This window comes from Nonomuraea sp. NPDC049378, assembly GCF_055586745.1.
This window is the reverse complement of record NZ_JBVJHP010000003.1, coordinates 182,832-209,441: the sequence shown is the minus strand read 5'-3', so window position 1 is coordinate 209,441 and position 26,610 is coordinate 182,832. Positions and strand designations below refer to the sequence as shown.

Annotated in this window: 24 protein-coding genes; 20 read left to right on the top strand and 4 right to left on the bottom strand. The window is 71.1% G+C overall.

The features are described 5' to 3' along the window. Position 1: 1 nt before the first annotated feature. On the bottom strand, positions 2-3,988 hold the full coding sequence (eccCa, locus tag ACZ6SA_RS08695; protein WP_465827261.1) for a type VII secretion protein EccCa: 3,987 nt from the start codon (positions 3,986-3,988) through the stop codon (positions 2-4). Positions 3,989-4,091: 103 nt separating this feature from the next. Here eccCa and eccD point away from each other — a divergent pair, with 103 nt between their 5' ends. The 10 genes from eccD to ACZ6SA_RS08645 all read left to right on the top strand — a co-directional run bounded on the left by eccD (position 4,092) and on the right by ACZ6SA_RS08645 (position 12,136). Continuing rightward, positions 4,092-5,528 (top strand): type VII secretion integral membrane protein EccD, encoded by a 1,437-nt coding sequence (gene eccD, locus ACZ6SA_RS08690; protein ID WP_465827259.1) that lies wholly within the window; start codon positions 4,092-4,094, stop codon positions 5,526-5,528. 65 nt (positions 5,529-5,593) lie between these two features. Then, on the top strand, positions 5,594-6,037 hold the full coding sequence (locus ACZ6SA_RS08685) for a YbaB/EbfC family nucleoid-associated protein (protein ID WP_465827257.1): 444 nt from the start codon (positions 5,594-5,596) through the stop codon (positions 6,035-6,037). A 110-nt stretch (positions 6,038-6,147) separates the two neighbouring features. Then, positions 6,148-6,474: a WXG100 family type VII secretion target gene (locus ACZ6SA_RS08680; protein ID WP_465827255.1), complete on the top strand. Its 327-nt coding sequence runs from the start codon at positions 6,148-6,150 to the stop codon at positions 6,472-6,474. Positions 6,475-6,478: 4 nt separating this feature from the next. After that, positions 6,479-6,793 carry a WXG100 family type VII secretion target gene (locus ACZ6SA_RS08675; protein WP_347646702.1) on the top strand — a complete coding sequence of 105 codons (315 nt, stop codon included), beginning with the start codon at positions 6,479-6,481 and terminating at the stop codon, positions 6,791-6,793. Positions 6,794-6,858: 65 nt separating this feature from the next. Continuing rightward, the gene (locus ACZ6SA_RS08670) at positions 6,859-7,266 is read left to right on the top strand and encodes a hypothetical protein (protein ID WP_465827253.1); all 408 of its coding nucleotides are present in this window, start codon (positions 6,859-6,861) and stop codon (positions 7,264-7,266) included. A 5-nt stretch (positions 7,267-7,271) separates the two neighbouring features. Then, a complete protein-coding gene (locus ACZ6SA_RS08665; RefSeq protein ID WP_465827252.1) occupies positions 7,272-8,483 on the top strand; it encodes a WXG100 family type VII secretion target in 1,212 nt (403 codons plus the stop codon). 10 nt (positions 8,484-8,493) lie between these two features. Beyond that, positions 8,494-8,967, top strand: coding sequence for a hypothetical protein (locus tag ACZ6SA_RS08660; protein WP_465827251.1), 474 nt, complete (start codon positions 8,494-8,496; stop codon positions 8,965-8,967). Between the two features lie 15 nt (positions 8,968-8,982). Then, on the top strand, positions 8,983-10,236 hold the full coding sequence (locus ACZ6SA_RS08655) for a hypothetical protein (protein WP_465827250.1): 1,254 nt from the start codon (positions 8,983-8,985) through the stop codon (positions 10,234-10,236). Between the two features lie 85 nt (positions 10,237-10,321). Next, complete coding sequence (locus ACZ6SA_RS08650) at positions 10,322-11,329, top strand: hypothetical protein (RefSeq protein ID WP_465827248.1); 1,008 nt, start codon at positions 10,322-10,324, stop codon at positions 11,327-11,329. An 18-nt stretch (positions 11,330-11,347) separates the two neighbouring features. Then, a complete protein-coding gene (locus tag ACZ6SA_RS08645; protein ID WP_465827247.1) occupies positions 11,348-12,136 on the top strand; it encodes a hypothetical protein in 789 nt (262 codons plus the stop codon). Between the two features lie 9 nt (positions 12,137-12,145). On the opposite strand, the gene eccB is transcribed toward ACZ6SA_RS08645, so the two are convergent. Together eccB and ACZ6SA_RS08635 are read right to left on the bottom strand one after the other, a co-directional pair. Next, on the bottom strand, positions 12,146-13,552 hold the full coding sequence (gene eccB, locus ACZ6SA_RS08640) for a type VII secretion protein EccB (RefSeq protein WP_465827245.1): 1,407 nt from the start codon (positions 13,550-13,552) through the stop codon (positions 12,146-12,148). Between the two features lie 445 nt (positions 13,553-13,997). After that, positions 13,998-14,216, bottom strand: coding sequence for a helix-turn-helix domain-containing protein (locus tag ACZ6SA_RS08635; RefSeq protein WP_465827244.1), 219 nt, complete (start codon positions 14,214-14,216; stop codon positions 13,998-14,000). 407 nt (positions 14,217-14,623) lie between these two features. On the opposite strand from ACZ6SA_RS08635, the gene ACZ6SA_RS08630 reads away from it, so the two are divergent. Further along, positions 14,624-15,247 (top strand): hypothetical protein, encoded by a 624-nt coding sequence (locus tag ACZ6SA_RS08630; protein ID WP_465827243.1) that lies wholly within the window; start codon positions 14,624-14,626, stop codon positions 15,245-15,247. A gap of 331 nt (positions 15,248-15,578) precedes the next feature. Here the strand turns inward: ACZ6SA_RS08630 and ACZ6SA_RS08625 are convergent, their stop codons facing one another. Beyond that, positions 15,579-20,288: an FtsK/SpoIIIE domain-containing protein gene (locus ACZ6SA_RS08625; RefSeq protein WP_465827241.1), complete on the bottom strand. Its 4,710-nt coding sequence runs from the start codon at positions 20,286-20,288 to the stop codon at positions 15,579-15,581. Between the two features lie 335 nt (positions 20,289-20,623). Between ACZ6SA_RS08625 and ACZ6SA_RS08620 the strand changes: the two genes are divergently transcribed. Genes ACZ6SA_RS08620 through ACZ6SA_RS08580 form a run of 9 tightly spaced genes read left to right on the top strand, consistent with a single transcriptional unit; the run spans position 20,624 to position 26,522 of the window. Further along, the gene (locus tag ACZ6SA_RS08620) at positions 20,624-21,292 is read left to right on the top strand and encodes an SAF domain-containing protein (RefSeq protein ID WP_347646713.1); all 669 of its coding nucleotides are present in this window, start codon (positions 20,624-20,626) and stop codon (positions 21,290-21,292) included. Position 21,293: 1 nt separating this feature from the next. Then, on the top strand, positions 21,294-22,010 hold the full coding sequence (locus ACZ6SA_RS08615; RefSeq protein ID WP_443152973.1) for a CpaE/TadZ family protein: 717 nt from the start codon (positions 21,294-21,296) through the stop codon (positions 22,008-22,010). Next, entirely contained in the window at positions 22,007-23,302 is a 1,296-nt protein-coding gene (locus tag ACZ6SA_RS08610; protein ID WP_465827239.1) for a CpaF family protein, read from the top strand. The genes ACZ6SA_RS08615 and ACZ6SA_RS08610 overlap by 4 nt, the downstream gene beginning before the upstream one ends. Before the next feature lie 2 nt (positions 23,303-23,304). Then, positions 23,305-24,156, top strand: coding sequence for a type II secretion system F family protein (locus ACZ6SA_RS08605; protein WP_347646734.1), 852 nt, complete (start codon positions 23,305-23,307; stop codon positions 24,154-24,156). Next, positions 24,149-25,069, top strand: coding sequence for a type II secretion system F family protein (locus ACZ6SA_RS08600; protein ID WP_465827238.1), 921 nt, complete (start codon positions 24,149-24,151; stop codon positions 25,067-25,069). The genes ACZ6SA_RS08605 and ACZ6SA_RS08600 overlap by 8 nt, the downstream gene beginning before the upstream one ends. Continuing rightward, positions 25,066-25,302 carry a hypothetical protein gene (locus tag ACZ6SA_RS08595; RefSeq protein WP_246083657.1) on the top strand — a complete coding sequence of 79 codons (237 nt, stop codon included), beginning with the start codon at positions 25,066-25,068 and terminating at the stop codon, positions 25,300-25,302. The genes ACZ6SA_RS08600 and ACZ6SA_RS08595 overlap by 4 nt, the downstream gene beginning before the upstream one ends. Beyond that, positions 25,283-25,720, top strand: coding sequence for a TadE family protein (locus ACZ6SA_RS08590; RefSeq protein WP_347646717.1), 438 nt, complete (start codon positions 25,283-25,285; stop codon positions 25,718-25,720). The genes ACZ6SA_RS08595 and ACZ6SA_RS08590 overlap by 20 nt, the downstream gene beginning before the upstream one ends. Then, positions 25,717-26,109, top strand: a complete 393-nt coding sequence (locus ACZ6SA_RS08585) for a TadE/TadG family type IV pilus assembly protein (protein WP_443152969.1) — start codon at positions 25,717-25,719, stop codon at positions 26,107-26,109. Before ACZ6SA_RS08590 ends, ACZ6SA_RS08585 begins: the two co-directional genes overlap by 4 nt. Continuing rightward, positions 26,106-26,522 carry a TadE/TadG family type IV pilus assembly protein gene (locus tag ACZ6SA_RS08580; protein ID WP_347646719.1) on the top strand — a complete coding sequence of 139 codons (417 nt, stop codon included), beginning with the start codon at positions 26,106-26,108 and terminating at the stop codon, positions 26,520-26,522. The genes ACZ6SA_RS08585 and ACZ6SA_RS08580 overlap by 4 nt, the downstream gene beginning before the upstream one ends. Positions 26,523-26,610: the final 88 nt, after the last annotated feature.

Genomic DNA, 26,610 nt, shown 5'->3' with positions numbered 1-26,610 from the left:
GTCAGTCCTCCGCCGGTGGCCAGATCGCCGTCTGCGTCAGCCGCGCGCCCAGCCGTCTGTCCACGAACAGGCCACGTCCTGGCGGCTGCGGCTGCGCCCGGACGTTGCCGAACAGGAACCCCTCGTCCTTGCTGCCGGAAAGCACCACCGCGGGGCTGGCCAGGTCCTTGATCCGCTGGATGATGGGGTCGAACATGGCCCGGCCGAGGCCGCCCATCGCCCGCGCGAGGATCAGGTGCAGGCCGATGTCGCGGGCCTGCGGCAGCAGCTCGGCGAGCGGCGCCAGCGGGTTGCTCGACGTGGCCACCAGCTCGTAGTCGTCGACCACGATGTAGAGGTCGGAGCCCTTCCACCAGTCGCGCGCCCGCAGCTGCTCGGGCGTCAGGTTCGCCGGCGGCAGCCGCTTGAGCAGCGCGTTGCGGGCGTCGTCGATCAGCTCCTTCGCGGCCGAGGCGGAGGCGGCGTAGCCGATGCGGTTCTCGCTGACGGCGGTGTCGAGCAGCGACCTGCGGTAGTCGATCACGAGCAGCATGGCCTCGCGCGGCGTGTTCCTGGCCACGACGTTCTCGGCGATCAGTTTCAGCAGGTTCGACTTGCCGCTCTCGGTGTCGCCCACGACGGCGAAGTGCGGGTCGGCCTCGAAGTCGAGCAGCACGGGGGAGAGCGTGGCCTCGTCGACGCCGATGGCGATGCGGTTCTTGCCGGTCTCCTCGACCCCGGGCAGCGACGCGGCGGGCAACATCGAGGGAAGCAGCCTGACCCGCCTCGCGGGCTGGCCGTGCCAGGACTCCCTGACCGCGCGGACCAGGCCCTCCACCCCGGAGGCGACGTCCTCGGCGTCCTGCACGCCGTCGATCCGCGGCAGCGCGCCGAGGAAGTGCAGCCCGTCCCTGGTCAGCCCGCGTCCCGGCACGCCCTCGGGAACGGCCAGCGACTTCTTCCTGTTGATCTCGGACTCGTACGCGTCGCCCAGCTTCAGCTCGATCCGGGTGCCGAACAGGTCGCGGATGCCGGGCCGGAACTCCGACCACTTGTTGGTCCCGGCGATCACGTGGATGCCGTAGCCCAGGCCGCGCGCCGCCAGGTCGGTGATCATGGGCTCGAGCGCCTCGAAGTCCTGCCTGATCGTCAGCCAGCCGTCCACCACGAGGAAGATGTCGCCCCAGCCGTCGGGCTGCACGGAGCCCTCGGCCAGCCGCCTGCGGTAGGTCGCCATGGAGTCGATGCCGTTCGCGGTGAACTCCCGCTCCCGCTGCTGCAGCACCGACACGATCTCGGCCACCGTACGCCGCACCCGCTCGCCGTCGAGCCTGCTGGCCACGCCGCCGACGTGCGGCAGCCCCTCCAGCGTCGCCAGGGCGCCGCCGCCGAAGTCGAGGCAGTAGAACTGCACCTCGGCGGGCGTGTGCGTGAGGGCCATGCTGGCGATCAGCGTGCGCAGCGCCGTGCTCTTGCCGCTCTGCGGCCCGCCGGCCACGCCCACGTGCCCCGCTGCGCCGGACAGATCCAGCCAGTACGGGTCCCGCCGCTGCTCGAACGGCCGGTCGATGATCCCCACCACGGCCTGCAACCGGCCCCGGCCCGGCCAGCCGGGCGTCGTCAGCCCCAGCTCGGGAGTGATCGACAGCGGCGGCAGCAGGTGCGCGAGCGTGGGCGGCTCGTCCAGCGGCGGCAGCCAGATGCGGTGTGCGGGAGGACCGTGCCCGGCCAGGCGGTCCACGACGATGTCGAGCAGGGTCTCCTGCGAGGAGTTGTCCTCCTCGGGGGCGGGCTCGGTCTCCTCCGGCTCGTCGACGAGGGGGACGGGCACGAACTCGGTGCTGTACTCGACGACCTCCCTGATGGGGATCGTGCCGTCGGGCGAGGCCACCTGCCGGCGGTCGGCCTGGTACGCGCCGGACACGTACGCGGCCTTGAACCGCGTCATCCCGGTCGTGTCGAACTTCAGGTAGCCGTTGCCCGGCGCCGACGGCAGCTCGTAGGCGTCGGCCACCCCCAGCACCACCCGGCTCTCCATGGCGGAGAACGTTCGCAGGCCGATCCGGTACGACAGGTGCGTGTCGAGCCCGCGCAGGCGTCCCTCCTCCAGCCGCTGCGAGGCCAGCAGCAGGTGCACGCCCAGCGACCGGCCCAGCCGGCCGATCATCACGAACAGGTCGATGAACTCGGGCTTGGCCGTCAGCAGCTCGCTGAACTCGTCGAGGACCACGAAGAGCGTGGGCATCGGCTGCAGGTTGGCGCCCTGCTCGCGGGCGCGTTCGTAGTCGCGCAAGGAGGCGTAGTTGCCGGCCGCGCGCAGCAGCTCCTGCCTGCGGACCATCTCACCGTGGAGCGCGTCGTGCATGCGGTCGACGAGCGGCAGCTCGTCCTCCAGGTTGGTGATGACCGCGGAGACGTGCGAGAGGCCGTCGAGGCCGAGGAAGGTCGCGCCGCCCTTGAAGTCGACGAGCACGAAGTTGAGGATCTCCGAGGAGTGCGTGACGGCCAGGCCGAGCACCAGCGTGCGCAGCAGCTCGGACTTGCCGGAGCCGGTCGCGCCGATGACCAGGCCGTGCGGGCCCATGCCGCCCTGTGCCGACTCCTTGATGTCCAGTTCGACCAGCCGCCCGTCGGCGCCGAGCCCGATCGGGACGCGCAGCCGGTTCCTGCCGGCGCGCGGCCGCCAGCTGTGCGCGGGGTCGAGCGTGGTGGGGTCGCCGACGCCCAGCAGGTCGGTCAGCGTCGTGTTGGTCGCCAGCACGTCCTGCGCCTCGCCGCCGCCGGCGGTGGAGGCCCGCAGCGGGGCCAGCTGGCGGGCCAGCCCTTCAACCCTCAGATAGTCGAGCGCGTCGGGGTCGCCGAGCCGGTTGGTGCTCTCCTTGCCCGCATGGTCGATCTTGACCATGTGGAAGCCCTCATGGTTGATCCGCAACCGCAACGTGCTGCGCTCCTCGACCACGCCGGCCGAGTCGGACAGGTCGATGACGGTGACGCCGTCGATGGCGTCCGCGCCGAGCTGCGAGTCCTGCGGCACGTGCCCGCCGTCCAGGATGAGCACGTGGTACGGCAGCGCGTCCGACGGGGCCCCGGGCCGGAACCTGGCCCGCTCCTTCAGCTCGCCGCCCACCAGCTGGTCGAGCTGGGCCAGGTTCTCGGCCATGAGCCTGACCTGGCCCGCGCCGTCGGTCTCGTCGGGGTGCAGCGCGTGCGGGAGCCACTTGACCCACTCCCAGTGGCTCATCCACTGGCTGCTCGCGCACACCATGATCCGCATGTCGTCCGGTGAGTGGAACACCACCATCTGCGCCACCATCGCCCTGACCAGGTCGCGGACCATCGGGAGGTCGCCGTCGAGCTTGATCCTGGCGAACGAGTGCAGCGCCACGGCCACGGGCAGCTGCGAGACCGTCGAATGCGTGCGGATGAACCTGCGCAGGGCCCCGGCGGTCAGCGCGTCCAGGTCCTCGACCGGTTTGGAGTCCGGCGGGATGAGCTGGACGGCGAGCTTCTGGATGCCGGTGCCCAGGCGTACGGTGCTGAAGTCGTCGTCTCGGGGGCGGCGCTCCCACAGCCGGGGGCCCATGGCGGTCCACCAGAGCGTGTCGGGGGCCGGCCCGCTCCATTCGAGGGCCTCGCGCTGCTGGATGGCGGCCCTGCGCACCTTCTTGCGGATCTGGGCGAGGTAGCGGAAATAGTCGCGGCGGGCGCCGTTGAGGCGGTTCTTGCGCTCGCCCGCCTGGCGGCCCATCTGCCCGATCGTCATGCCGACCATGGAGAAGGCGAACAGGCCGCTGGCGACGTACATGATGGGGTTGGCACGGGTGCCGCCCGCGGTGAACATCAGGCCCATCGCCGCCGCGCCGGCCACCATCGGCAGCCAGGTCAGCACGGCCATCATGCCTTGCGACTGGACCTCGGGAATCTCCGGCGGCGGCTCCAGCAGGATCTCGCCACGCGGAGGCTTCGGGCTTGGGCGGCGCTCAGGGCGCCGGACGACGACGATGCTCACCCTTGGTACAGGCCCTTCTGCTGCTCCGGATGTCCCTTCTTACCAGATGTGACAAACGTCCGAGTTGGGGTCGGAGTTAACTCAGGCTGGATATGTTGGTGTTGTGACATCTCTGGCGGAAATCCCGTTCGCGCAACAGGGCGGTCTGCACCAGATGCCCGCTCCACTGCCTCCGTTGTGCCACGTCACCGTGGTCGGGCCGCGCAAGAGGGCCGACCTGGCGCTGCCCGCCGACATCCCGCTGCCGCACGTCCTGCCGGGACTCCTGCGGGCCATGGGAGAGCTGGGGGGCGAAGCCGTCTCCGGACCGGGCTGGACGCTGCAGCGGCTGGGCGGCGCGCCCTTCGACCTCGGGCGGAGCCTCGGCCAGCTGGGCGTGCTCGACGGGGAGATCCTCTACCTGCGGCCGCGCGAGGTGGCGCTGCCGCCCGCGCGCTTCGACGACGTCGCCGACGTGGTGGCCACCGGAGTGCGCGAGGGCAAGGGCAAGTGGGACGGCGCCCACACGCGCATGATGGGCGGCGGTGCCGCCTGCGGGCTGCTCGCCGCGGGGGCGGCGGCGCTGGCGTTCGGCGGGCTGAACCCGCTGCTCACCGCGATCGTGGCGGGCGCGCTGGCGCTGCTGCTCGTCGGGGTGGGCGTGGCCGTGTCGAGGGCGGTCGGCGACTCCGGGGCCGGCGCGCTCGTCGGTTACGCCGCGTTGCCGTACGCGTTCCTGGCCGGGCTGCTCGCCCCCTCGGCGGGCGGGGGGATGCCGGCGCTCGGTTCGCCCCAGATACTCGGCGCGCTCGCCTGCACCGCGCTAGTCGCCACGATCGCCGGCACCGCCGTCGCCGACGGCGTGGCCGGCTTCCTCGGTACGGCCATCGCCTCCATGGTGGGCGCCGTGGGCTCGGCCGTGGTGATGGTGACGGGCGCGCCCGCCGCCGGGGTCGCCGCGGCCTGCGCGGCCGTGGTGATGGCGTTCAGCCCGTTGATCCCCGTGCTCTCCTTCAGGATCGCCCGGGTGCCGCTGCCGGCGATGCCCACCAACGCCGAGGAACTGCGCAGCGACAACCAGAACCTCGACAGCGCCTCCGTGCTGGAGCGCACGGGAGCGGCGCGGCGGTACGCGACCGGCATGGTCGTCGGGATCACGCTGGTCGGGGCGGGCGCGCACGCGCTGCTGGTCATGGAGGGCCGGTGGATCGCCGTGGCCATGTCCGTGTGCCTGGCGCTGACGCAGCTCCTGCGGGCGCGCGTGTTCCAGGGCGTCGGCCAGCGGCTCTGGCTGATGCTCACGGGTTTCGCCGGGATCGCGGCCGTCGCGGTCGAGATCGGCGTGGTCATCGGCGGGGTGGCCGCGGTGGCCGTGGTGCTCGCGCTGCTGTGGACCGCGATGATCGTGGTCGGCATGGGCGTGTGGTTGCCCAACGGGCGGCTCTCGCCCTTCTGGGGCCGCGCGGGCGACATCGTGGACTGGCTGTTCATCGTGTCGCTGGTGCCGCTGGCGCTCGGCGTCCTCGACGTCTATACGTGGATACGCGGCCTGGCGGGCTGAGATCGGCGCACGGTTTGTGCGGATCTGCATGCCGCAATTGGTGCGTATGAGGCAGGATGACGCCTGTGACGGATTTCGGGGACTTCGGCAACATCGACATCGACAAGCTCCTGCACAGCCTGGAGGACCAGGTCAGCAAGTCGGAACAGGTGCAGAAGTCGATGGGCCGGCTGGTCGGCCGGGGCGAGGACGACGACGGCCTGGTGGTGGTGGAGTACGCGCACGACGGGCTGCGTACGCTCGACATCCGCCCGAAGGCGATGCGCCTGAGCTCGGGCGAGCTGTCGGAGCGGATCAAGGCCGTCCTGCAGGACGCCATCGAGGACCTGCAGCGCCAGATCGACGAGTTCATGACCGAGCTCTACGGCGACCAGGTCAACCCGATGCGCATGATCGAGAATCCGGTCGCGATGCTGAAGGAGACGAGGCGCGCCGAGGCCAGTTTCGATCGGGCTTTCGAGAACGTCATGGGCGAGCTGGCTCGCATCCGCCGCGAACTCGACCTCTAGCTTGACGGCAAAGGTTGCGGATCTGTTACATGTTCTTTTTGGGACATCTGTTAACACAGTGGCTTTTGGTGCTTGTATGAGTGCTAAAGCCGAAATACCTGGAGGTGTCAGTGGTTGACTTCTACGGCGCGAGCCCTGGCCAGATCTCGAAGGCGTCCGGACACGTCGTCGACACGGCACAGTACATCGAGGGTCTGCGTACGGCTACCGAGACGACCGCCAACGGTCTGCTCAGCACCGGCTGGCTGGGACCGGCGGCGGCGAAGTTCAGGATCGCCATGACCAACTGGGACGCGTCCATGCGGGCGGTGCGGACCGACCTCGAGGGCATCGCCGACAAGATGGGCGTCAACTCGGTCGTCTACAGCGCCACCGACCAGGACGTGCAGGCCGGTGTCGGCCGTGTCGAGTCCCTGATCAACGTCGACATCAAGTAGGGGGATGAAGATGGGCGCCGAGCTCGACTTCACCAAGGTCAACTTCGGGCAGATGGATCTCGCCCAGGGTGACTTCGTCAAGATCCTGGGTTCCTTCGAGAGAGCCACCGAAGAGCTTCTGGCCAAGCTGAGGACCGAACTGGCCGGCCACTGGGAAGGTGGTGCCGAGGAGTTCTTCAGGCAGCACGAGCAGAAGTGGAATCAGGCCGAGGCTCAGATGCGGCTGCAGCTGGACGAGCTGCAGCGTGCCGTCCAGATCGCCAACGAGAACTACCGGGCCGCGGAGGCCCGTAACAAGTCCATCTGGTACGACGGCTGAAACCTGAGACCACATAATTCCCCCGGCCACCGCACGCGGTGGCCGGATCATGTGAAGGGGGGCACATGGGCGAGTCGTGGCCGGGGCTCGACGACACCGACGACGAGCTCTACTACAACGTGAGCAAGATGCGGGCCGTCGCCGACGACCTCGAGGGCGCCCTGGCCGCCACACAGGGTCCGGGAGGCACGAGGGAGGGCGTGACAGGCTCCGTCGAGTCTCTCACCCGGTATTTCTCGCTCGACGAGAGCCACATCGGCAGCTGGCCCGCGGCAAGCGCGTTCGCGGCGAGCGTGAGCAGCATCGTCCCTGACACGAGCACCTACGGCCCGTACTTCATGGGGCGCGGGTACGGCCTCGCCTCTCTCTACGAGGCGTACGTGGAGTGCTGCCAGGAGGTCATCCAGGCGATCAGGGAGAGCGCCGACGTCTACGAGAGAACCAACCCCCCGCAGGCTGACGCTGGAGAGTGAGCTGAGTGGCAGAGCGGAGCGTCGAAGTCCGCCATCCGTCCGTCAGGCCGGCGGAAGTCTGCATCGCCGCGAAACGCGAGCAGATCCTCGCCTGGCTGGAGAACACCTCGCCGCTGGAAGTCCACGACAGGGGCATGACGTACGGCAAGGTGGCCGAGACCATCAGGTCGGTGGCCGACGCGATCCCCGACGTCGGCACCGCGCTCAACGGCGCATGGAGGTCCGGCAGCGCCGCGAAGACGCAGCAGGCTTTGCGCAAGCTCCAGGCCAGCGGCAGCCGGCTGGCGACGGCCATGCAGGACATGTCCGAGGCCCTCACCCTCTACGGGCGCGACTACCTGCCGCAGGCCATCGAGGAGGCGCGCAAGGACGCCTCCGGCGACCAGGGCGACGACGGCCCCGCCCGGCTGGCGCTGGAGAAGCTCAACCGCCGCATCATCAGCCTGTACGAGAACAAGCTCCCGCAGACCGTGAGCGTCGACCTGCCGGAGGTCTCCCCGGCCGGAGACACCGGCGGCACACGGCGCATGCCGCTCGACACGCAGGCGACCTACCGGCAGGGCGACTACTGGAACGGCGGCTCGGGTTCGTCGGGCGGCTCGACCGGTTCGAGTCCGTTCGGCGGCACCGGCTCGCACAGCGGCACCGGCACCCCGGGGAGCGGACCCGGCTCCGACAACGGTTCGGACAGCGGCAGGGACACCGGTTCGGACACCGGTTCGGACGGCGGCACGGGCGACGACCCGGCGGCGGAGTCCCCGGCGTCCCCCGGCGACCAGACCGGCTCCACCGGCGATCAGAACGGCCAGTCGCCGACGGAGCAGAACCCCGGCGACGGCACCGCGCCTGCCGTGATCGACAACAACGCCACCGACACGCCTGGCGACACGAGGGATCCCGGCAGCACCGAGTCGGCCAACGCGCCCGTGCATAATCCCCCCACCGCCCACACGCCGGTGACCCAGCAGCCCGTCGGCTCCCAGCCTCCGGGCACGCCGGCGGTGATCGGCGGCGGCGGCTCGTACACACAAGCGGGCACCCCGGGCGCCGTGTCGGCGCGGCCGGGGGTGGGCGGCATGGGCATGCCGTTCCTCCCGATGGGAGGCATGGCGGGCGGCGAGCAGTCGCAGGACCAGGAGCGCTCGACCTACCTGACCGAGGACCGCGACATGTGGCATCCGGATGAGCGATCGACCTCGCCGGTGATCGGAACCTGAAGGAGACGGGATGGTACTCGAACGCGATCCGGACTGGCCCGGTGCGTCGGACAAGGACGAGACGGAAGACCCCTACACCAACCGTACCGAGGTACGGCGCATCGCCGGGGAAATGAACGAGCTGCTCAAGAAGATCAAAGACTTCTCCGGCATCGCGGTGACGGAGCACGCGCAGGAGGTGGGAGGTCCGGCTTTCCACCCGGAACTTCCCGCGGGGGCCGGCTCCTTGGCCGACCTTCAGCGATACTGCGCGGTCAGCGAGCACCAGATGGGCCAGTGGCCGGCGGCCATGCAGTACGGTTTCTCGGCACAGATGGCCTACAGCACGTTGGTCGGGGAGCCGGGCGCCAACAGCAGCGGCCTCTACGCGCAACTGGTCGCCAGCGCGGAGGCGGCCTTCGACGAGGGGCTGATGGAGACAGCCGCGACGTCGGAGAGAGCCGAGTCCGCGACTGAAGAGGCTGCCACGCAGCGGCACGTCTGATAGGAAAACGCGAACATGCCCGAGCCTGAGACGACCACCACCCCCCTCCACCTCAACGACACGAGGCTGGACACCTCGACGCCCGACGCCTCGTGGATGAAGAGCACCGTCGCCAGCATCGGTTTGACGGACAGCACGATCGACGAGGTCAAGAGGTACATCGACGAGACGGACCCCGGGTCCGTGAAGCTGGCCGGGCTCTACTACGAGGCGGCCGAGCCCCTGCTCAACAGCTTCGCCGCCGACCTGAAGACGAAGGCGGCCGACCTGGCGGAGCACTATCAGGGCCCGGCGGCCTACCAGACCCAGTTGCAGTTGCAGGGGCTGGCTGCCAGCGCCCGTGAGCTGGCCACGAAGCTCGGCGCCATGGGAAGGTCGCTGAAGGGATACGGCGAGACGCTGCGGTGGGCCCAGATGAACGTCGTCGAGTCGGCCTACCGCGACTCACGTTCCGACCAGGACATCGACTACGCCGCCGTGCTCAATCCGTTCAACAGCGCGAACCGCGGTGACCACCGGGCGGCCGACCACATGAAGGCCGTCAACGAGCGGATCGTCGGGCACTACGAGCAGCTGCCCAGCGAGGTGCAGCAGGCGCTCCCGATCGTCGTAACACCTGAGATGCCGGACTTTCAGAACGGTCCGCGCCTGCCCGGCGGCCTGCCGGTGGGCGACCACACGAACCTCGGCGGTTACGACCCCAGCTCGTTCGGTCCCGGCTCGGTCAGGGGCGTTCCGGCGGTGGCGGGGCCGGGTGACGGCGCCTACCCGGGTGCGAACTACCCCGGCGGCGACCGTCCCGGGTCAGGCGACCTGCCCGGCGGAGACGGCCCCGGAGACGGCCCCGGAGACGGCTCCGTGGGCAACGTTCCGTCGGGCCAGACCGGCATGCCCGACGGCGCGAACCCCGGAGACCCCGGATCCGTCGCCGGCCCCACCGCGGCCGGACCGAACTCGGGCGGCACCGACCTGGCGGGCTACGACCCCTCGCTCGGGAACACCACGCCCGGCGGGACCCAGACCACGACCGGAGGCCCCGGCACGGGCACCGGCGTCCCCGGCGGCGGGAGCGCGGGCAACGGCGGCGCGGCCCTCGCGGGCGCGGGGCGTACGGGAGCGGGCGGTATGGGCTTCCCCATGATGCCCATGATGGGCGGCGGTGCGGGCGGTCGCGACCAGGAGAACGACAGGGAGAGCACGACGTGGCTCGCCGAGGATGACGACGTGTGGGGCGGCCCCGAGGGCACCACACAGTCCACGATCGCCTGACCCCGTAGTTCGGGCGTGGTGTACGGCTCCGGACCTACAGCGAGAAAGGGCGACCATGGGCGCAGGAGAAACCTTCCCAGCCGGTATGCCGAATGCCGGAGCCTTCGGCAACGTCGAGATCAAGTGGGAACACGGCGCGATCGAGCAGACCGGCAAAGACATCGGTGAGCAGGCGCCGCACATGGGCAGGATCGCCCAGCAGACCGGCGGGATCCGCGTGGAGCCTCCCGCGTTCGGCGTGATCGGGATCGGCCTCAACTACGCGCACGACCAGACGAAGGACAGCGCGGCCGAGGCGATAGCCACGGCCAGGAGCGTGCTGGCCGACTACGAAACCGCCCTCGCGTCTTTGGAGAACAACTACCGCAGGGCCGACAAGGACAGCGACGGAGTCATCAAGATCGGTCCTGATGATCCCGGAGGCGGGCCCGACCCGTTCGGCGGCGGTCTGCCGGATGGCGGCCTGCCTGACGGCGGTCTCCCGGACGGTGGCCTGCCTGACGGCGGCCTGCCTGACGGCGGTCTCCCGGACGGTGGCTTGCCTGACGGCGGCCTGCCATCGGACAAGTTGCCCGGTGCCGACATGCCGTCGCCGGAGATGCCTGACACCGACGTGCCGAAGCCGGAGATGCCGGACACCAACGTGCCGTCGCCGGACATGCCGGAGATGCCGGACACCAACGTGCCGCAGGCCAACGTCCCCTCCCTCGAGGACCAGCTCAACCGGGAGGTCCCCGAGCTCGACCCGAACGCGCTCAACCCCAACGGCACCGACCTGGCGGGCTACAACCCCTCGGTGCCGAACCCTTCGGTGCCGAACCCCTCCACGTCCCTCGGCCCTGGGTCCGGGCCTGGCATGGGCACCGCCCCGCCGTCGGGCGGCGCCACCTCCGGCGTCCAGCCCGGCGCGGCAGGCGCCCGTGGCGCCGGCATGAACGGGATGGGCGGCATGCCGTTCATGCCGATGATGCCGGGAGCCGGTGGCGGACAGCAGGAACGCGAACGGGAGAACCCCGAGTACGTGCGCGGCGACGAGGCCGACTGGCTCGACGACATAGACATCGCGCCGCAGGTGATCGGCGGGGAAGAGTAGGAATGGGGACAGCGCCGGATGCCACTTGATTACACGGGATATTCGAGCGACCGATGGCAGCTCATCGTCGCGGCCGGAATGGCGACCACGGCGTCTGCGATCCTCTACGAGTATCCGGTGGCCAAGCAGATCGCGCTGGGGATCGGCATTCTGGTTTCCAACCCCGGCGGTATGAAGGAGGCCGCCGGGCAGTGGCAGGCCCCCTCGACCGGCGACGGAGAGACCGACTTCGCCGGCATCAAGGAGACGTTGGCCACCATCAAATCCAAGGTCGAGGACCTGTGGCACGGGCCGGCCGAGGAGGCCTTCAGCCAGGCGGTGGACAGCCTGATCGACCAGATGGCCGTGGCGGAGCAGCACTTCAAGGGCGTCGGCGGCAGCATGGATTTCGTCGCTCAGCTCTATCACTACGCCGCGGAAGTGGCCATGGCCGTGGCCACGGTGCTCATGGCCGTGGCCGCCATCTGGCTGGCGATCAAACTTCAGCCGTTCAAATTGGCCTACGTACTCTACGTGGCCATCCACGAGACCATCACCCCGCTGGCGGTCGTGGTGAGAGGGCTGGGCGTCAAGCTGGGCAAGACGCTGATGGTGACGACCGGCATCGTCGCGATGGCCAACTTCATGTGCGCCTCGATGACCGGGACGCTGACGCAGAATCGTCCCAAGCCCGACTACACCCCGACCGGGGTGGAGTACACGCCTCCGGAGGAGGAGGACGGCGTGGGCACCCTGGAGCCAACGAACGGTGGGATGCCCAGCATGCCCAACATGGGCGGCGGCGGAATGATGGGCGGCATCATCTGAGGCTCGCGCCTAAGAGGCCGTCACCTGCAACGGCGACCGGGCGTCCTCGGGATCCAGCGTCGGGCCCTCGGGCAGCAGGTGCACGAGGTTGCCCGGCATCGGCGCCACGTCCTCCGCTCCGTACCCCAGCTTGTTGATCTGGTCGGCGGACGTGAGCGGATATTTGCGTCCCTGGTCGGAGAGCAGGAAGTAGGTCTGGACTGAGCCCTTCTGCCCGTCTCCGGGCAGGAGGCCGCCCAGCGCCGCCGCCCCCGCAGGCATCAGCACCTGGTCGAAGTGCTCCTGGTCGCCCCGCGAGCTCGGCGGCGGGATGCTCATGGTGCCGCCGACGGTCACCTTGGCGCGGGCCGAGCCGTTCTGCGTGTCCGCGTACACCGAGCAGAGCGGGCTCGACGAGGGCACGACCTTCGGCAAGGTGGTGGGCAACCCCGACACGGCGAGGTTCTGGCGGGAGGTCCTGGCGTTCGCCGTGGCGGCGTCGATCTCCAGCGGCTTGGCGACCTGCCTGCCGTAGGCGCGCTTGATGGCGGGGTCTTCGAGCAGCAGGGTGGCCTGGGTGAGGGTGATGGGCGCGAGCCCGTCTTCGAGAAGGACGTACCACCGGGCAGCGGCCCCGCTCACGCCCTGCACGGTGTACACCTGGCCGATGGCGGCCCGGCCACCGCTCGGCCCGCGTACTTTCCGGCCCAGGTTCGCGATCTTCGGCGGCAGGAAGTCGGGTCCGGGAGGAATGGCGTTGATCCAGGTCGGGGGCACCTTCTTGGGCCGGGCGTTGAGCGCGCGGACGCCGCTGTCGTTCACCTTCATCCGGGTGTCGTTCCAGATGACCCACGACTGCTTGCCGTCCGTGACGACCAGCGCGCCGGCGCCGACATGCGCGCCGCCGACGTTCGTGCCGCCCACCAGCGTGACGTACGGCACCGGCGTCCCCGAGGCGTCGGGCGCCTCGGTCACGCACACCGACCAGGGCCCCTTGACCAGCTTGTCCTTCTCGGGCAGCGAGTCCGGCGCCCCGGCGATGCCCACCAGGGGCCCGCGCGGATACTTGGCCAAGGAGGCGGCGGAGACGCTTCTGACCTCGAAGTTCGACGTGTCGAGCAGCAGCAGGGCGGAGACGTAGTTGGCGACCGGCAGCAGCCGCCGCTGCTCCTGGCTGTAGACGTATTTGGCGCCGGTCTCCTCCTCGACGAGCAACCTGCCGGGCTCTTCGAGCTTCGTCGCGTTGCCTGGGCTGAGCAGCCCCCAGATGCCGAACGCGGCCATGATCAGCACCGCGACGATGATGCCGCAGAACGTGGCGACGTTGTGCCGCCGCATCGGCGTCTCGGGCACGTCGGGCTCGGCCTGCAGCAGCGCCAGGCCCAGGCGCTGCTGCATGAGCCGATGCGCCTGATAGAGGTCCTTCTGGGTCTGCATCTCACCTCTCCCGAGTCCCAGGAATCAGCATAGAGCGCTCAGGTGTCATGATTTCCGGTGAATCGGCCAGGAGCCGCTCAGAGCTCCTGGTCCCGCTACGGCAGCGCCAAGCCCCAGTACAGAGCCCACGGCAGGAACACCGCACCGCCGGCGACCAGCACGCCCAGCCGGACCCTCTCGCCGCCCCGCCGACGACGGCTGATGGGAGCTACACCTATGTCGTGTCAAGCGACTGCTAGAAGATCGTTTCCGTGAGTTGTCGGGCTGGTCAGGGCCTTGTAGAACTCGCGGGCGACGTAGCGCTTCAGGCAGCGGATGATTCAGCCGGTCGGGGTTATCGCCGCAGGCGGACAGCAGCCGGGCGGCGATCTCGGCGGTGAGCGAGCGGTAACGAATGGCCAGGCGACGCAGCGCGACGTTGACCCCCTGGGCCGGGTCGGCCAGATCACCGGCAGGCCGCAACCAGGTGCGAACATTGGCGAGCTTGACCGCTGATCGGGTGGGCAGCTGCTCGCGCAGCTCGGCGGGAGCGGGCCGTCTGGATGATGAACGCGATGTCCTCATCACTGATCAGGCGGGGACGGCCTCCCGCCCACCGAGGGTCCAGCGCGGCCAGCCCCCGCTCGTTGAAGGCATGGATCACATCCCGGGACGGTGTCCTCATGCGCCGCGACCAGCCGCGCGATCGCCGGAGCGGGAGTCCCCGACGCCGACGCCATAATGATCAACGCCCGCCGCACCCGGATCGACTCGTGTCTGCCCCGGCGCACGATCTGCTGCAACCGGCGGCCTTCGTCTTCGCTCAACCGTCGTGCCCTGACCGGCTCTGCCACCCACGCACCTCACCCTCGACGACAACCTGCTGCCATCGAGAGCGACCGATCAGCCCGCCACCGCGCACCCCTGGATCGGTGCGTCACCCGACCCGGCGAACCTCCGTGGTCACCCCACTGGTCGGTCACGACTTCGTCGTCGGCCCTACCAGCTCAGCCCGAACGGCGCTCATGCGCGCAGGCACCCAAAGTAGCCACCTGTAGGTGGGCTGCAACCGATCCGTTGGATGGTCGTCGCGTGAAGATCCTGTTCGCTATTGCCGTGCCCGCTGTCGCTCTGCTGACGATCAAACTGATCACAGTGTGGACGAGGATGAGCTGGCGGAGTGCGTCGTTGCTCGTCGGCGGCTCATTAGCGATCCTGGCGGTCACCGTCTTCTTCGTCGTCGACCACGATGTCAAGCGTGGACGCGAAATGGACGCGCTCGTGGCAGGCCATTGGGGGAGCGATTTCATCAGCACGCCCAAGCACGGCGTAGGCCCGTCCGTCCCGGTGCCGCTGAAGGGATACCTCGTCATCGACCACGAGCGTGGGCTGCCTGCGTACCTATGGGAGGACGGCACCCTGCACGAAGCCACTCCTCCGGCTGCCGCTGACACACTGGTGGTGGGCGTCTCGGACAGTTGCGCCACCCACCCGGTCACCGCCCAGGAGACACCCACACGTGTGGTGCTCTCGGTGACCGGCCAGCGCGCTGGAGACACGGACAGCTATCTCGTCTCCGACGTGGACACGCTGAAGGAGACCTGCGCCGTGGACACAGGCGTAGTCCTGAGTTATGCCCGGCTGTCGAGCCCTCTGGGCGACCGCGAGATCATCGACGCGGCGACGGGTCAGCCGGTTCGGAGAGTCGGTGGTTGACCGGCGGGCGTTCCAGACTGCCCAGGCCCGTGCAATGGCGCATGAGCCAACTCGGCTCGCACCCCAGCCCCGCAGTCAGCACCACCGGGAGGGCCACCTGCAGAAGGAGCCGCCCGGTGGGGTGCAGGACGAGCCGCAAGCCGACCAGGACGCCCACCGGCGAGCCAGTGGATCGAAGGGCGGACGCCCGCCCGCCTTCGACCCGGAGCTGTGGCTCAGGCCTTATGAAAGACGGCCTAGAACACACACTCGCTACGGCCAGGCAACCGCTTGGCCGCACCGACAAAACGATCTCGCTGCTTGACATCCCGGCTCCAGGGATGTCTGACCTCTAAGGGCCGCCGGGGAGCGCCACCTGGACGGGGGTGAAGGTGCCGGTCGTCACCAGGAAGCCACGCCCCGGCGGGCCCCCGGCCGCGCCGCGCGGCAGGCGGATGGAGAACAGGTCGCCGTCGGCCTGGCTCTGCACGGCCAGCAGCAGCCCCGTACGCGACTTGCGCGTCTCCGCCACGAACCCGCGGTAGGCGACGGCCAGGTCTCCGGTCACGCCGGCGATGAGCAGCCCGTGGTCGCCGTCCCTGCCCGACCTGAGCACCTCCTCCAGGGCGGCGCCCAGCGGGCCGTCCGCGTTGACCAGCTCGGCGTCGTCCACCACCACGACGTAGCCGTGCAGGTCCGCGACGATCTCCGGCAGGTCGGTGGCGTTGCCGTCGAGTACCGCCACGGCTCCGTCCAGATCCTTCAGCGGGCTGCGCCTCGGGGCGACGGCGACGATGGGGGTGCCGCGGGCGATCAGCGAGCGGGCGGCTGTCAGCAGCGCCGACGACCGGCCGGAACGCGCCGGCCCCGCGATCACGGCGCCGGGGCCGTGGGCCAGCAGGTCGAGCCCGAGCGGGGCCAGGGCGTCGCCGCCCGCGCCGGCCAGCGCCCACAGCGGCGACGGCGGGCTGAAGGCAGGGTCGAGGGCGAGCGTCTGGGCCGCCGTGATGCGCATCGGGAGCGCGTCCACCCGCAGCGGCGGATCCCCCTCCCAGCGCCAGACACCCCTGCCGGCCTCGTGCGCCGGGCCCGGCTTCGCACCCGGGGCCGTGCCGGTTTCGCGCGCCGGGCCCGGCTTCGGGTCTGGGGCCGTGCCGGTTCGGCCCGCGGCGGCGCGGGCCAGGGACTGCAGCGCGGCGACCTGCGCGGGTCCGGCCGGGTCCGCGTCCAGGAGGGCGATGTGGTGCTCCACGATGCCGTGCTCGCCCAGCGAGAGCGCCCGGCCCGGCGGCACCGACGAGGGCAGGCCCTTGAGCGGGAACCCCGCCAGGCCGTAGTCGGACGAGTCGGACAACCGCAGCAGCAGCCGGTCGTCGAAGACCGTCGAGACCTGCCCGAGCAGGCCGGAGCGGTCACTGGTGACCACCGCCCGCAGGCCCACCGCCGGGCCCTCGCGCAGGAGCTGGAGCAGCCCTTCGATCATGCGGCCGTAGTCGTAACCCTCGAAGGCGGCGACGAAGCCCTCCCAGCGGTCGAGCATGAGCACCAGCCAGGGCAGCCGGTGGCCCGCCTGCCGGTACTCGGCCAGCGACGCGTGCCCGGCCTCGGCCAGCAGCTGCTGGCGGCGGCCCACCTCCGCCTTGAGGCGGGTCAGCAGGCGCTCCACCCGGTCGAGCTGGTCGCGGGTCACCACGGCGCCGCAGTGCGGCATCGCCACCAGCGGCAGCAGCGCGCCCGAGCCGCAGTCGATCGCGTGCACGTGCACGTCCGACGGGGAGGCGTGGGCCGCGACGGAGCCCGCGATCGTGCGCAGGGCCGTCGACCGGCCGCTGCGGGCCGCGCCCGCGATGAGGAGGTGACCGCCCTGCGCCACGTCGAGCGCCAGCGCATGCCGGTCCTGGGCCCACGGCCGGTCGGTGACGCCGAACGGCAACGGCGCCACCTCGACGAACGCCTCCCCGTACGCGGCGGTGTCGGGGATCGGGGCGGCCAGGACGGGACGCCCGGCGGAAGGCAGGTCGAGCACGAGGCCGGCGGGCAGCGGCTCCAGCCAGGGACTGGGCTGGGCGGGGACGCCCGCCAGGCGGGCGGCCTCGATGAGGGCGTCGGCGACGAGCCCGAGGTCCGTGCCGGTCGCGTCCTCCTCCGGCTCCGGCGGCGGCGGGAGCGGACGCCCCAGCGAGCGCCAGCCGACCTCCAGCACCCGCACGTTCCCCGCGCGCGCCGGCCCGCCGGCGGCAGGGCTGCGGCCGCCGACCCTGGCCGTCTGCACGGCGGTCGCCGTCCCCACGCCCGAGCGCACGTAACAGCGGCCGGGCGTCGACTTGGAGATGTGGGCCGCGTCGGGCAGGTCGATGACGTCGGACGACTCCGCGGGCTCGGTCACCCGCAGCGCGATCCGCAGCGAGGTGTTGGCCTGGATGTCGGCGGTGACCACGCCCGCGGGCCGCTGCGTGGCCAGGATCAGGTGGATGCCCAGCGACCGGCCCCTGCGGGCGATGTCGACCAGCCCGGTGACGAAGTCGGGCAGCTCGGCCACCAGCGCCGCGAACTCGTCGATGATCAGTACCAGGCGGGGGAGCGGGGGGCCGGTGTAGTCGTCGATGTCCTTGGCCCCGGCCGCCAGCAGCAGGCGCTCCCTGCGGCGGATCTCGGCCGCCAGCGAGTCGAGGGCGCGCTGGGTCAGGTGGCCGTCGAGGTCGCTGACCATGCCGACGGTGTGCGGCAGGCGTACACACTCCTTGAAGGCGGCGCCGCCCTTGTAGTCGATGAGCACGAACGTGAGCTGGTCGGGCCGGTTGGCCACCGCGAGCGAGCAGATGAGCGTCTGGAGCAGCTCCGACTTGCCCGCGCCCGTGGTGCCGGCGATGAGCCCGTGAGGGCCGTCGAGCTTGAGGTCGACCGAGAAGGGGCCGTCGGGGCCGACGCCGATCAGCGCCTCGGTGGTGCCGCGTTCCCGCCAGCGGGCGGCCAGCTCCTCGCCGGAGGGGTCGGGCAGGCCCATCAGGTCGAGCAGGCGCACCGCGCCGGGCAGGTTGCCCGCGGGGTCGTCCCTGCTGACGTCGCGGATCGGGGCGAGGGCTCTGGCCAGCCGGTCGCACCAGCCGGGTGAGACGAGGTCGGCCAGGACCGGCCCGATGACGTCGAGGCCGCCGCCGCGCAGCTGCGCGAGGCCGTCGTCGCCGCACGCGGCCACCGTCTGGCACTCCTCGGGCAGCAGGCGCTGGTCCTCGTCGAGGGCGAGGGTGTACACGCCGCAGCGCGGCCCCTGGCGCAGCACCTGCGGCATCCCGGGCAGCCCGCGCAGCACCTGGGCGCCGTCCAGCACCACCAGCACGTCGTACGGGCGCACGTCGTAGGAGGAGAACGTGGGCTTCTCTGGCCCGCCGAGGTCGTCCCACCCGGTGGGGATCTTGCCCAGCTCGGGGATCGCGGTGTTCTGGCGTTCGTCGATGAGCTGGGCGAGCTCGGAGACGCGCCGGGCGGCCGACTCGGGATCGGTGCCGGCCAGCGTCACGCATTCCTGCCCCGACTGCGGCGAGCAGTGCGGCAACCAGCGCATCCAGCCCCAGCGCTGCTCGCCGTCGGCGTGCGCGGACACGATCACGACGGCCAGGTCGCGCGGGCTGTGCAGGGTCGCGGCCTGGGCGATCAGCCAGGCGGCCAGGCCGGTCGCGGCCTCGCGGGAGCCGGTGACGCCGGCCACGCCCAGCCGGCGCATGGGCAGCGCCACCGGCACGGAACGGCAGACGGGCGGTTCGATGCGCCCGCCCTGCTCCTCCGACAGCTCCAGGTCGGCCGGCAGGTCGGCCAGCCCCACCCGCAGCCTGAGCGCGTCGTCGTCGTGGCTCCTGCGCTCCCACAACCTCCTGCGCGGGCCGGTGGCCGTCAGCAGCACCTGGGCCGGGTCGGGCGCGTTGGATCTGCGGACCGCCTCGTCGGCCACCCTGGCCCGCTCCACGGCCTCGTCGTACGCCTGGAGCCGCTCCTTGTGCTCCTTGACGGCCTTCTTGTGCTGCTTCTTGCCGTGGCGCCGGTCGCTCCACCACTGGCCGATCATGATGACCGGCGTCATGAGGGCGACGAGCAGGTAGTACCACTGCTGCAGCGCGATCGCCAGGGTGAAGCCGAGCACGGCCGGGAGGAAGGCGGCGAGCAGCTGGAGGCGCATGCCCTCGTTCCTGGCGGGCTCCTTCGGCCTGACGAACGTGCGCTCGGGCTCCGGGCGCCGGAGCCTCGGCGGGCGGTTGTAGGCCACGCCGCCCTCGCTCCTCGGGGCCAGGTGGGCGTCCTTCGGCTCGATCGAGGTCAGCACGAACACCGACGAGCCGCAGGTCAGCACGGCCTGGTCGGGCCAGTCGACGGGTTCGGTGAGCGGCCGGCCGTCGAGCTCGGGGGTCTCGCCGTAGCCGGCCGTGAGCTCGGCGGCCTCGCGTTCCGCGACCCGCGCCGTGAGCTCGGCGACCTCGTCGGCCCACCGCCCCTTGAGCTTGAGCCTGGGCGCATCCTCAGGCTCCCGCCACGCCCGCTCCACGGTGATCGCGTCGGGTGTCACGCGTACGGCCACCGCCTCGGGAGCCAGGGCGGGATCGTCGACGGCCATCGCGCACATCGGGTCGGAGCCGATGACGTGCACGCCGAGCCCCAGCCGGTGCACCGTGCCCGCGCGGGGGCCGCCGACCACCCGCACCTCGGCGACCCCGCCCGGCTCCTCGACCACGGTGGCGCGGGCGAGGCGGGCGTCGAGCGTGACCTTGTCGCCGTCGCGCAGCACGGCGGCGGCCGGCGCGCGCGGGTCGAGCGGGCGGCCGTCGCGCCAGAGCGCGGGCGCGTGGCCGGCCGGCCCGCGGGTGTCCCGCTGCGGCCTGCGCGGCTGGGGGATGTGAGGGCTGTCGGCGGACAGCCCGTAGGGGGCTCGGGCTCTGGGCAGCCGGACGACGTCGGCCAGCGGCCCCTGATCGCTGAGCGCCTCGCTCACCCTCGCCACCGTGGCGCCGTCGTCTCCGTCGATCACGACGTCACGGTCGCCCTGCCCGCCGAGCACGGTGAGCATGATCCGCATGGTGCCGTCTCCTCGGTCGACCTCGGGCGCCAAAGGTAACGCCCGGAGCGGGAACAGGCGCGTGAGTTGACGGCAATGGCATGGGGAATCTGCAGCGACTTGGACCGATATGTTGCCATAAAGGTGTGAAAAAAGTGGCTGCTGTGATCAAAGTGGCGACTAGCCGGAAAAATCAATACCCGTCAACTCGTTAGAAACAATAGGCATCGATTATTTCGAGTTGACATCCCGCCACCTGCGAAACGAGCATTGGTCCTCGCATTCCGCCCCCGTCACCACGTCAAGCCCCACATAATGGCGTGAATTCCGCAATTCACTTCGGGAGCCCCCCACCCATGAGGACCAGTGAAAAGCCTGCCGCCGACGCGGCGGCGGGGTTGTCCGGCCCGGCCTCGCGCAAGCTCCCCGTGCCACCCCGCGAACGCAAGCCGGCCCTCGCCGCGCTGGCCGTCCTGCTCATCCTGGGCGGCGCGCTGGCCACGACGCTGCTCGTCCTGCGCAGCGGCGACCGCGTCTCCGCCATCCGCGTCACCCAGCAGATCGGCGCAGGCCAGAAGTTCACCGCGCAGGCGCTCGAAGAGGTCAAGATCGCCGCTGAGGGCGTCGACTACGTCAGCTGGTCGCAGCTCGACCAGGTCGTCGGCAGTTTCGCGGCCGTCACCATCCTGCCCGGCACCCTGCTGACCAACCAGATGGGCGCCAAGGCCAGCAGCGAGCTCGGCGAGGGAAAGGCCACCGTCGGGCTGGCGCTCAAGCCGGGTCAAATGCCCGCGGGCCTGAAAGAAGGCGACCGCGTTCAGCTGGTGCACGTTCCGAGCCGGGCGAGCCAAGGAGAAAGCCGGGTCCTGGCCGCGAGCGCGCTCGTCTTCTCCGTCGGCGACAAGTCCCGCACGGGAAATTCCGGCCAGATCACGGTGGTCGTCGATTCCTCGGCGTCGCCGGAAATCGTGGCATTCGCCTCCGGCGGGGAGATCGCGGTGGCCGAGCTCCCGGGGGCACGCTGACGTGGCGCTCATCGTCCTGGCCGCCGACAAGGGCGCGCCGGGTGTGACGACTGCGGCCACCGCCCTCGCGGCGGTCTGGCCGCGGCCCGTGCTGCTGGCCGAATGCGACCCCGCGGGCGGCGACCTCGCCTACCGGCTGCCCGCCGCCGACGGCGGCGTGCTCAACCCAGGCAAGGGCCTGCTCACGCTCGGCGCCACCGCCCGGCGCGGCCTCGAGCCCGCGCAGATCCACCAGCACACGCAGAAGATCGTCGGCGGGCTCGACGTGCTGGCCGGGCTCACGCACGGCGAGCAGGCCGCCGGGCTCACCTGGTTGTGGGGCCCGCTGGGCCGGGCGCTCGCGGCCGTCCCCAACGCCGACGTGATCGCCGACTGCGGCCGGCTCGGCGCCCATCCCCAGCTCGGTGACCTGATGGCCGAGGCCGAGCAGGTCGTGCTGCTCACCCGGGCCACTCTCGACCACGTCGCCCACCTGCGCGAGCGGCTGCAGATCACCAAGGCGCACGGCGTCGCCGTGATCGCCGACCCGCGCAACTACCGCGCCTCGATCGACGACGTGCGCCGGATCGTCGGCAACAGCGTCCCCCACGTCTACGGCCTCGCCCACGACCCCAAGGGCGCCGAACTCCTGCGCGGGCAGTGGGGCGGCCGGCTCGACCGCTCCCTCCTGATCCGTACGGCACGCGACCTCGCGGGAAGGCTGGTGAGCCACCGATGATCGACCATTCGCTCGTCAAGCGCTTCCGCCAGGAGGTCGGCGACCGGCTGGCCCACCAGCGCCGGCTCGACCAGGCCAACGGCCTGCCCGCGATGACCGGCGAGGACGAGCGCCAGTTCGCCAGGGCGCTGATCTCCCAGGTGCTGGAAGAGCACGCCCGCGGCGAGATCGGGCTCGGCCGCACCCCGCCCACGGTCGAGGAGGAGGAGGCGCTCGCGGCCGGCATCCACGCGGCCCTGTTCGGCGTGGGCCGCCTCCAGCCGCTGCTCGACGACGCCCAGGTCGAGAACATCGACATCAACGGCTGCGACCGGGTCTTCGTCAGCTACGCCGACGGCCAGGAGCTCATGCACGACCCGGTCGCCGACTCCGACGACGAGCTGATCGAGCTGATCCAGATCCTGGCGGCCTACTCCGGGCTGTCCAGCAGGCCGTTCGACACCGCCAACCCGCAGCTCGACCTGCGGCTGCCCGACGGGTCCCGGCTGAGCGCCGTCATGGACGTCACGGTCAGGCCGGCCGTGTCGATCCGCCGCGCCCGCCTGGGCAAGGTCTTCCTGTCCGACCTGACCGGCAACGGCACGATCAGTCCCGACGTCGCGAGGTTCCTGACGGCCGCCGTGGCCGCCCGCAAGAACGTCATGATCGCGGGTTCCACCAACGCCGGCAAGACCACCCTGCTCAGAGCGCTGGCCAACGAGATCCCGGCCGGCGAGCGCCTCATCACCGTCGAACGCGCCCTCGAGCTCGGCCTCGACCAGTTCCCCGAGCTCCACCCCAACGTCGTCGCCTTCGAGCAGCGCCTGCCCAACTCCGAGGGGCAGGGCGAGATCTCCATGGCCGAGCTGGTCAGGCGCTCCCTGCGCATGAATCCCAGCCGCGTCATCGTCGGCGAGGTGCTCGGCGACGAGATCGTCACCATGCTCAACGCGATGACCCAGGGCAACGACGGCTCCCTGTCGACCATCCACGCCAACTCCAGCATGGAGGTCTTCAACCGCATCTCCACCTACGCCCTGCAGGCCGGCGAGCGGCTGCCCATCGACGCCACCCACATGCTCATCGCGGGCGCCATCGACTTCGTCGTCTTCGTCGAGAAGCGCAACGACTACCACGTCGGCGGCACGCTGCGCCGCTACGTCTCCAGCATCCGCGAGGTCAACGGCTGCGACGGCCGCGTCCTGTCGAGCGAGGTGTTCGCGCCGGGCCCCGACGGCGCCGCCGTCCCGCACGCCCCGATCTCCTGCATGGAGGAGCTCGCCGCCCACGGCTACACCCTGGGGGGCTGGTGAGCATGGGCGCGTTCACGTTCGACCCGCTGGCGCTGCTCGCCGGCGCCGTGGCGGGCGGCGGCCTCTTCCTGTTCTGCATCGCCCTGTACGGCCTGCGCCCCCGCCCGCCCCGGCCGAGGCGCCACCTGGTCAAGATGCTGACCACCCGCGCCGCGATCGCCGCCGTGGCCGCCGCCCTGGTCCTGATCGTCACCGGCTGGCCGGTCGTGGCGGTGGGCACGGTGCTGCTCGTGTTCGCGTGGCGCGGGTTGTCGGGCGGCGCGGCCGAGGAGCGCGCCGCCATGCGCCGCCTCGAAGGGCTCGCCGCCTGGACCGAGTCGCTGCGCGACACGATCGCCGGGGCGGCCGGGCTCGAACAGGCCATCCCGTCGTCCATCAGGGCCGCCGCGCCCACGCTCAGGCCCCACCTAAGGTCCATGATCGACCGGCTGCACACCAGGATGGCGCTGCCGCAGGCGCTCGCGCTCTTCGCCGACGAGCTCGACGACCCCTCGGCCGACCTGGTGGTGGCCGCGCTCATCCTCAACTCCCGGCTGCGCGGTCCCGGCCTGCGCGACGTGCTCGGCGCGCTGGCCGTCTCGGCCCGTGAGGAGCTCGACATGCGCCGCCGCGTCGAGGCCGAGCGCCGCGCCACCCGGCGCAGCGTGCAGATCGTGGTGATCACCGCTCTGGCCTTCGCCGGGATCCTCGTCGTGTTCAACCCCTCCTACGTCGAGGAGTACGACGGCCCTCTCGGCCAGGCCGTGCTCGTGGTCGTGGCGGGGCTGTTCGGGGCCGGGTTCGCCTGGATGCGGCGGCTGGCCAGGTTCGACAAGCCGACGCGGCTGCTCATGGGAGGAGGCGGCGATGGTTGAGGGCGCACTGGCCGGCGCCGTGATCGGGCTCGGCCTGCTCATACTGTTCAGGGCGCTCTTCCCCGCCCGTCCCGGGCTGGTGGCGCGGCTGCTGGCGCTCGACGCCGTACGCGAGGACGCGGGCGCGCCGCGCATCCAGCTCCTGCTGCCCGACGAGGAGGTCAGCGCGTTCCGCCGCGGCCTCGGCGTGCGGCTGGCCCGCCTGTACAGCGCCCGCGGCTGGGAGGTCAGGTCGGTCCGATCGGACCTGGCGCTGGTCGGCCGCTCCTTCGAGGCGTTCCTGGCCACGAAGGTGCTGCTCGCGGCCGGCGGCCTGCTGGCCTTCCCGCTGCTGCTCGGCTGGCTGGTGCTCATGGAGTGGGGCACCTCGCTCGCCATCCCGTTCTGGTCCGCCGTGCTCGTCGCGGTCGTGTTCTTCTTCCTGCCCGACCTGCAGGTGAAGAAGGACGCGGCGGCCAAGCGGCGCGACTTCCGGCACGTCGTGGGCGCGTTCCTCGACCTCGTCTCGATGAACCTGGCCGGCGGCCGCGGCGTCCCCGAGGCGCTGATGATGGCCGTCTCGGTCAGCGGCGAGCAGCCCAACTGGGCCATGGGCCGCATCCGCGACGCGCTGGCCGGCGCGAGGATCGTCGGCATCACTCCGTGGCAGGCGCTCGGCCAGCTCGGCGAGGAGATCAACGTCGACGAGCTGCGCGACCTGTCGGCCGCGCTCGGCCTGGTGGCCGACGACGGCGCCAAAGTACGCGCCTCGCTGACGGCCAGGGCGGCCACGCTGCGCCGCCGCGAGCTGGCCGAGATCGAGGGCAGGGCGGGCGAGCGGTCACAGTCGATGCTCGTGGCCCAGCTCCTGCTCTGCGCCGGTTTTGTGATCTTTCTCAGTTATCCCGCCGCTATGAAGATGTTGGGGGCATGATGAACCATCCCTGGATCATCTATCTGACCGCGTACCTCGGCGTGCGCATCCACCGTGCCAGGACCGCGCCCACCCGCGGGGCGTCCGCCGTCGAATGGGTGATCATCACCGCCATCATCGCCGGCGTCGCGCTCGGCCTGGCCACGCTCATCAAGACCCTGGTCGAGCAGAAGCAGAGCGAGATCCAGGGCACCTTCGGCGGCGGTGGCGGCGATGGCGGCGGAGGCGAATAAGCCGGAGGGCGAGCGCGGCGCCACGGTGATCGAGCTGGCCATGCTGATGCCGGTCATCCTCGCCGTCGTGCTGCTCATCGTGCAGGTCGCGCTCTGGTTCCACGGCCGGCAGGTCGCGGAGGCGGCCGCCAGGGAGGGCGCCCGCGTGGCCAGGTCCGCCCCGTTCGACTCCGGCGACTGGGAGGGCGCGGCCACCGCGAAGGCCACCGACATCGTGCGTGCCATCGGCCCCCAGCTGCTCGGCAACGCCACCGCAACGACGTCCGAGAAGGAGCCCGACGAGCGCTTCGTCACGGTGACCGGCAACGCCGTACAGGTCATCCCGCTGCTGCCCGAGCTCTCGTTCACGATCACCGCCACCGCGGGCGGGCCCGTCGAGTGCTTCCGCCCCGACGACGGCGGCGAGGACTGCGGATGAGACGGGCCGAACGCGGCTCCATGGCGGTGGAGACCGTGATGCTGGCCCCGGTCTTCCTGCTGTTCCTGCTCTTCCTGGCCGGAGCAGGAGTGCTGGTCGAGGCGCAGGGACGGGTCAACGGAGCCGCCCGCGACGCCGCCCGCGCGGCGTCCGTGCAGCGCACGCTCGACGACGCCGGCTCCGCGGCCGAGGCCATCACCACGAGCGTGCTCGACGGCCGCTGCCAGTCCTCGTCGGTCTCGCTCGACGGGTCCGAGTGGGAGCAGGGCGGCCACGTCGAGGCCGAGGTGACGTGCGAGCTCGACCTGGCCTTCCTCGGGTTCGGCGGCACCAAGCAGCTGACCGGCACCGCGGTGGTGCCACTTGAGCAGTTCAGGAGGATCGAATGAGGGCCGGCGAGCGGGGCTCCATGTCGGTGTTCACCGTGCTGTTCTCCGTGGTCGTGTTCCTGCTGGCCGGGCTGCTGGTGGACGGCGGGGCGGCGATCAACGCCCGGCTGCGCGCGACCGACGTGGCCGAGCAGGCCGCCAGGGCCGGCGCCGACCAGGTCGACGTCGACCACCTCCGCACGACGGGCGAGACCCGGCTGCTCGGCGATGCCGAGGTGTGCGGCAGGGCCGACGAGATCGTGCAGGCGCACGGCGGCGGCGACGTGACCCGCGGCGAGTGCGCCGTCGAACAGGGGCAGGCCCAGGTCACGGTCACCGTGACGGTGCGGTGGAAGGCCTTCTTCCTCAGCGCGATCGGGTTCCCCGGCTCGGAGATGACCGGCGAGGCCAGCGCCGCCCCGGAAGCGAGATAGACCGAAACCGACCACTCGATGGATGCGGAACGCACGAGACACGACGCTGGAACAGAGGAGGGAGAGGCGATGCCGCCGCGAGAGCAGA

Coding starts and splice junctions, on each gene's coding strand:
- ACZ6SA_RS08675 (WP_347646702.1), top strand. CDS start 6,479: ATGAAGATGGGCGCCGAGCTCGACTTCACCAAGGTCAACTTCGGGCAG.
- ACZ6SA_RS08670 (WP_465827253.1), top strand. CDS start 6,859: ATGGGCGAGTCGTGGCCGGGGCTCGACGACACCGACGACGAGCTCTAC.
- ACZ6SA_RS08660 (WP_465827251.1), top strand. CDS start 8,494: ATGGTACTCGAACGCGATCCGGACTGGCCCGGTGCGTCGGACAAGGAC.
- ACZ6SA_RS08655 (WP_465827250.1), top strand. CDS start 8,983: ATGCCCGAGCCTGAGACGACCACCACCCCCCTCCACCTCAACGACACG.
- ACZ6SA_RS08650 (WP_465827248.1), top strand. CDS start 10,322: ATGCCGAATGCCGGAGCCTTCGGCAACGTCGAGATCAAGTGGGAACAC.
- ACZ6SA_RS08645 (WP_465827247.1), top strand. CDS start 11,348: ATGCCACTTGATTACACGGGATATTCGAGCGACCGATGGCAGCTCATC.
- eccB (WP_465827245.1), bottom strand. CDS start 13,552: ATGCAGACCCAGAAGGACCTCTATCAGGCGCATCGGCTCATGCAGCAG.
- ACZ6SA_RS08635 (WP_465827244.1), bottom strand. CDS start 14,216: ATGAGGACACCGTCCCGGGATGTGATCCATGCCTTCAACGAGCGGGGG.
- ACZ6SA_RS08625 (WP_465827241.1), bottom strand. CDS start 20,288: ATGCGGATCATGCTCACCGTGCTCGGCGGGCAGGGCGACCGTGACGTC.
- ACZ6SA_RS08620 (WP_347646713.1), top strand. CDS start 20,624: ATGAGGACCAGTGAAAAGCCTGCCGCCGACGCGGCGGCGGGGTTGTCC.
- ACZ6SA_RS08610 (WP_465827239.1), top strand. CDS start 22,007: ATGATCGACCATTCGCTCGTCAAGCGCTTCCGCCAGGAGGTCGGCGAC.
- ACZ6SA_RS08605 (WP_347646734.1), top strand. CDS start 23,305: ATGGGCGCGTTCACGTTCGACCCGCTGGCGCTGCTCGCCGGCGCCGTG.
- ACZ6SA_RS08600 (WP_465827238.1), top strand. CDS start 24,149: ATGGTTGAGGGCGCACTGGCCGGCGCCGTGATCGGGCTCGGCCTGCTC.
- ACZ6SA_RS08595 (WP_246083657.1), top strand. CDS start 25,066: ATGATGAACCATCCCTGGATCATCTATCTGACCGCGTACCTCGGCGTG.
- ACZ6SA_RS08590 (WP_347646717.1), top strand. CDS start 25,283: ATGGCGGCGGAGGCGAATAAGCCGGAGGGCGAGCGCGGCGCCACGGTG.
- ACZ6SA_RS08585 (WP_443152969.1), top strand. CDS start 25,717: ATGAGACGGGCCGAACGCGGCTCCATGGCGGTGGAGACCGTGATGCTG.
- ACZ6SA_RS08580 (WP_347646719.1), top strand. CDS start 26,106: ATGAGGGCCGGCGAGCGGGGCTCCATGTCGGTGTTCACCGTGCTGTTC.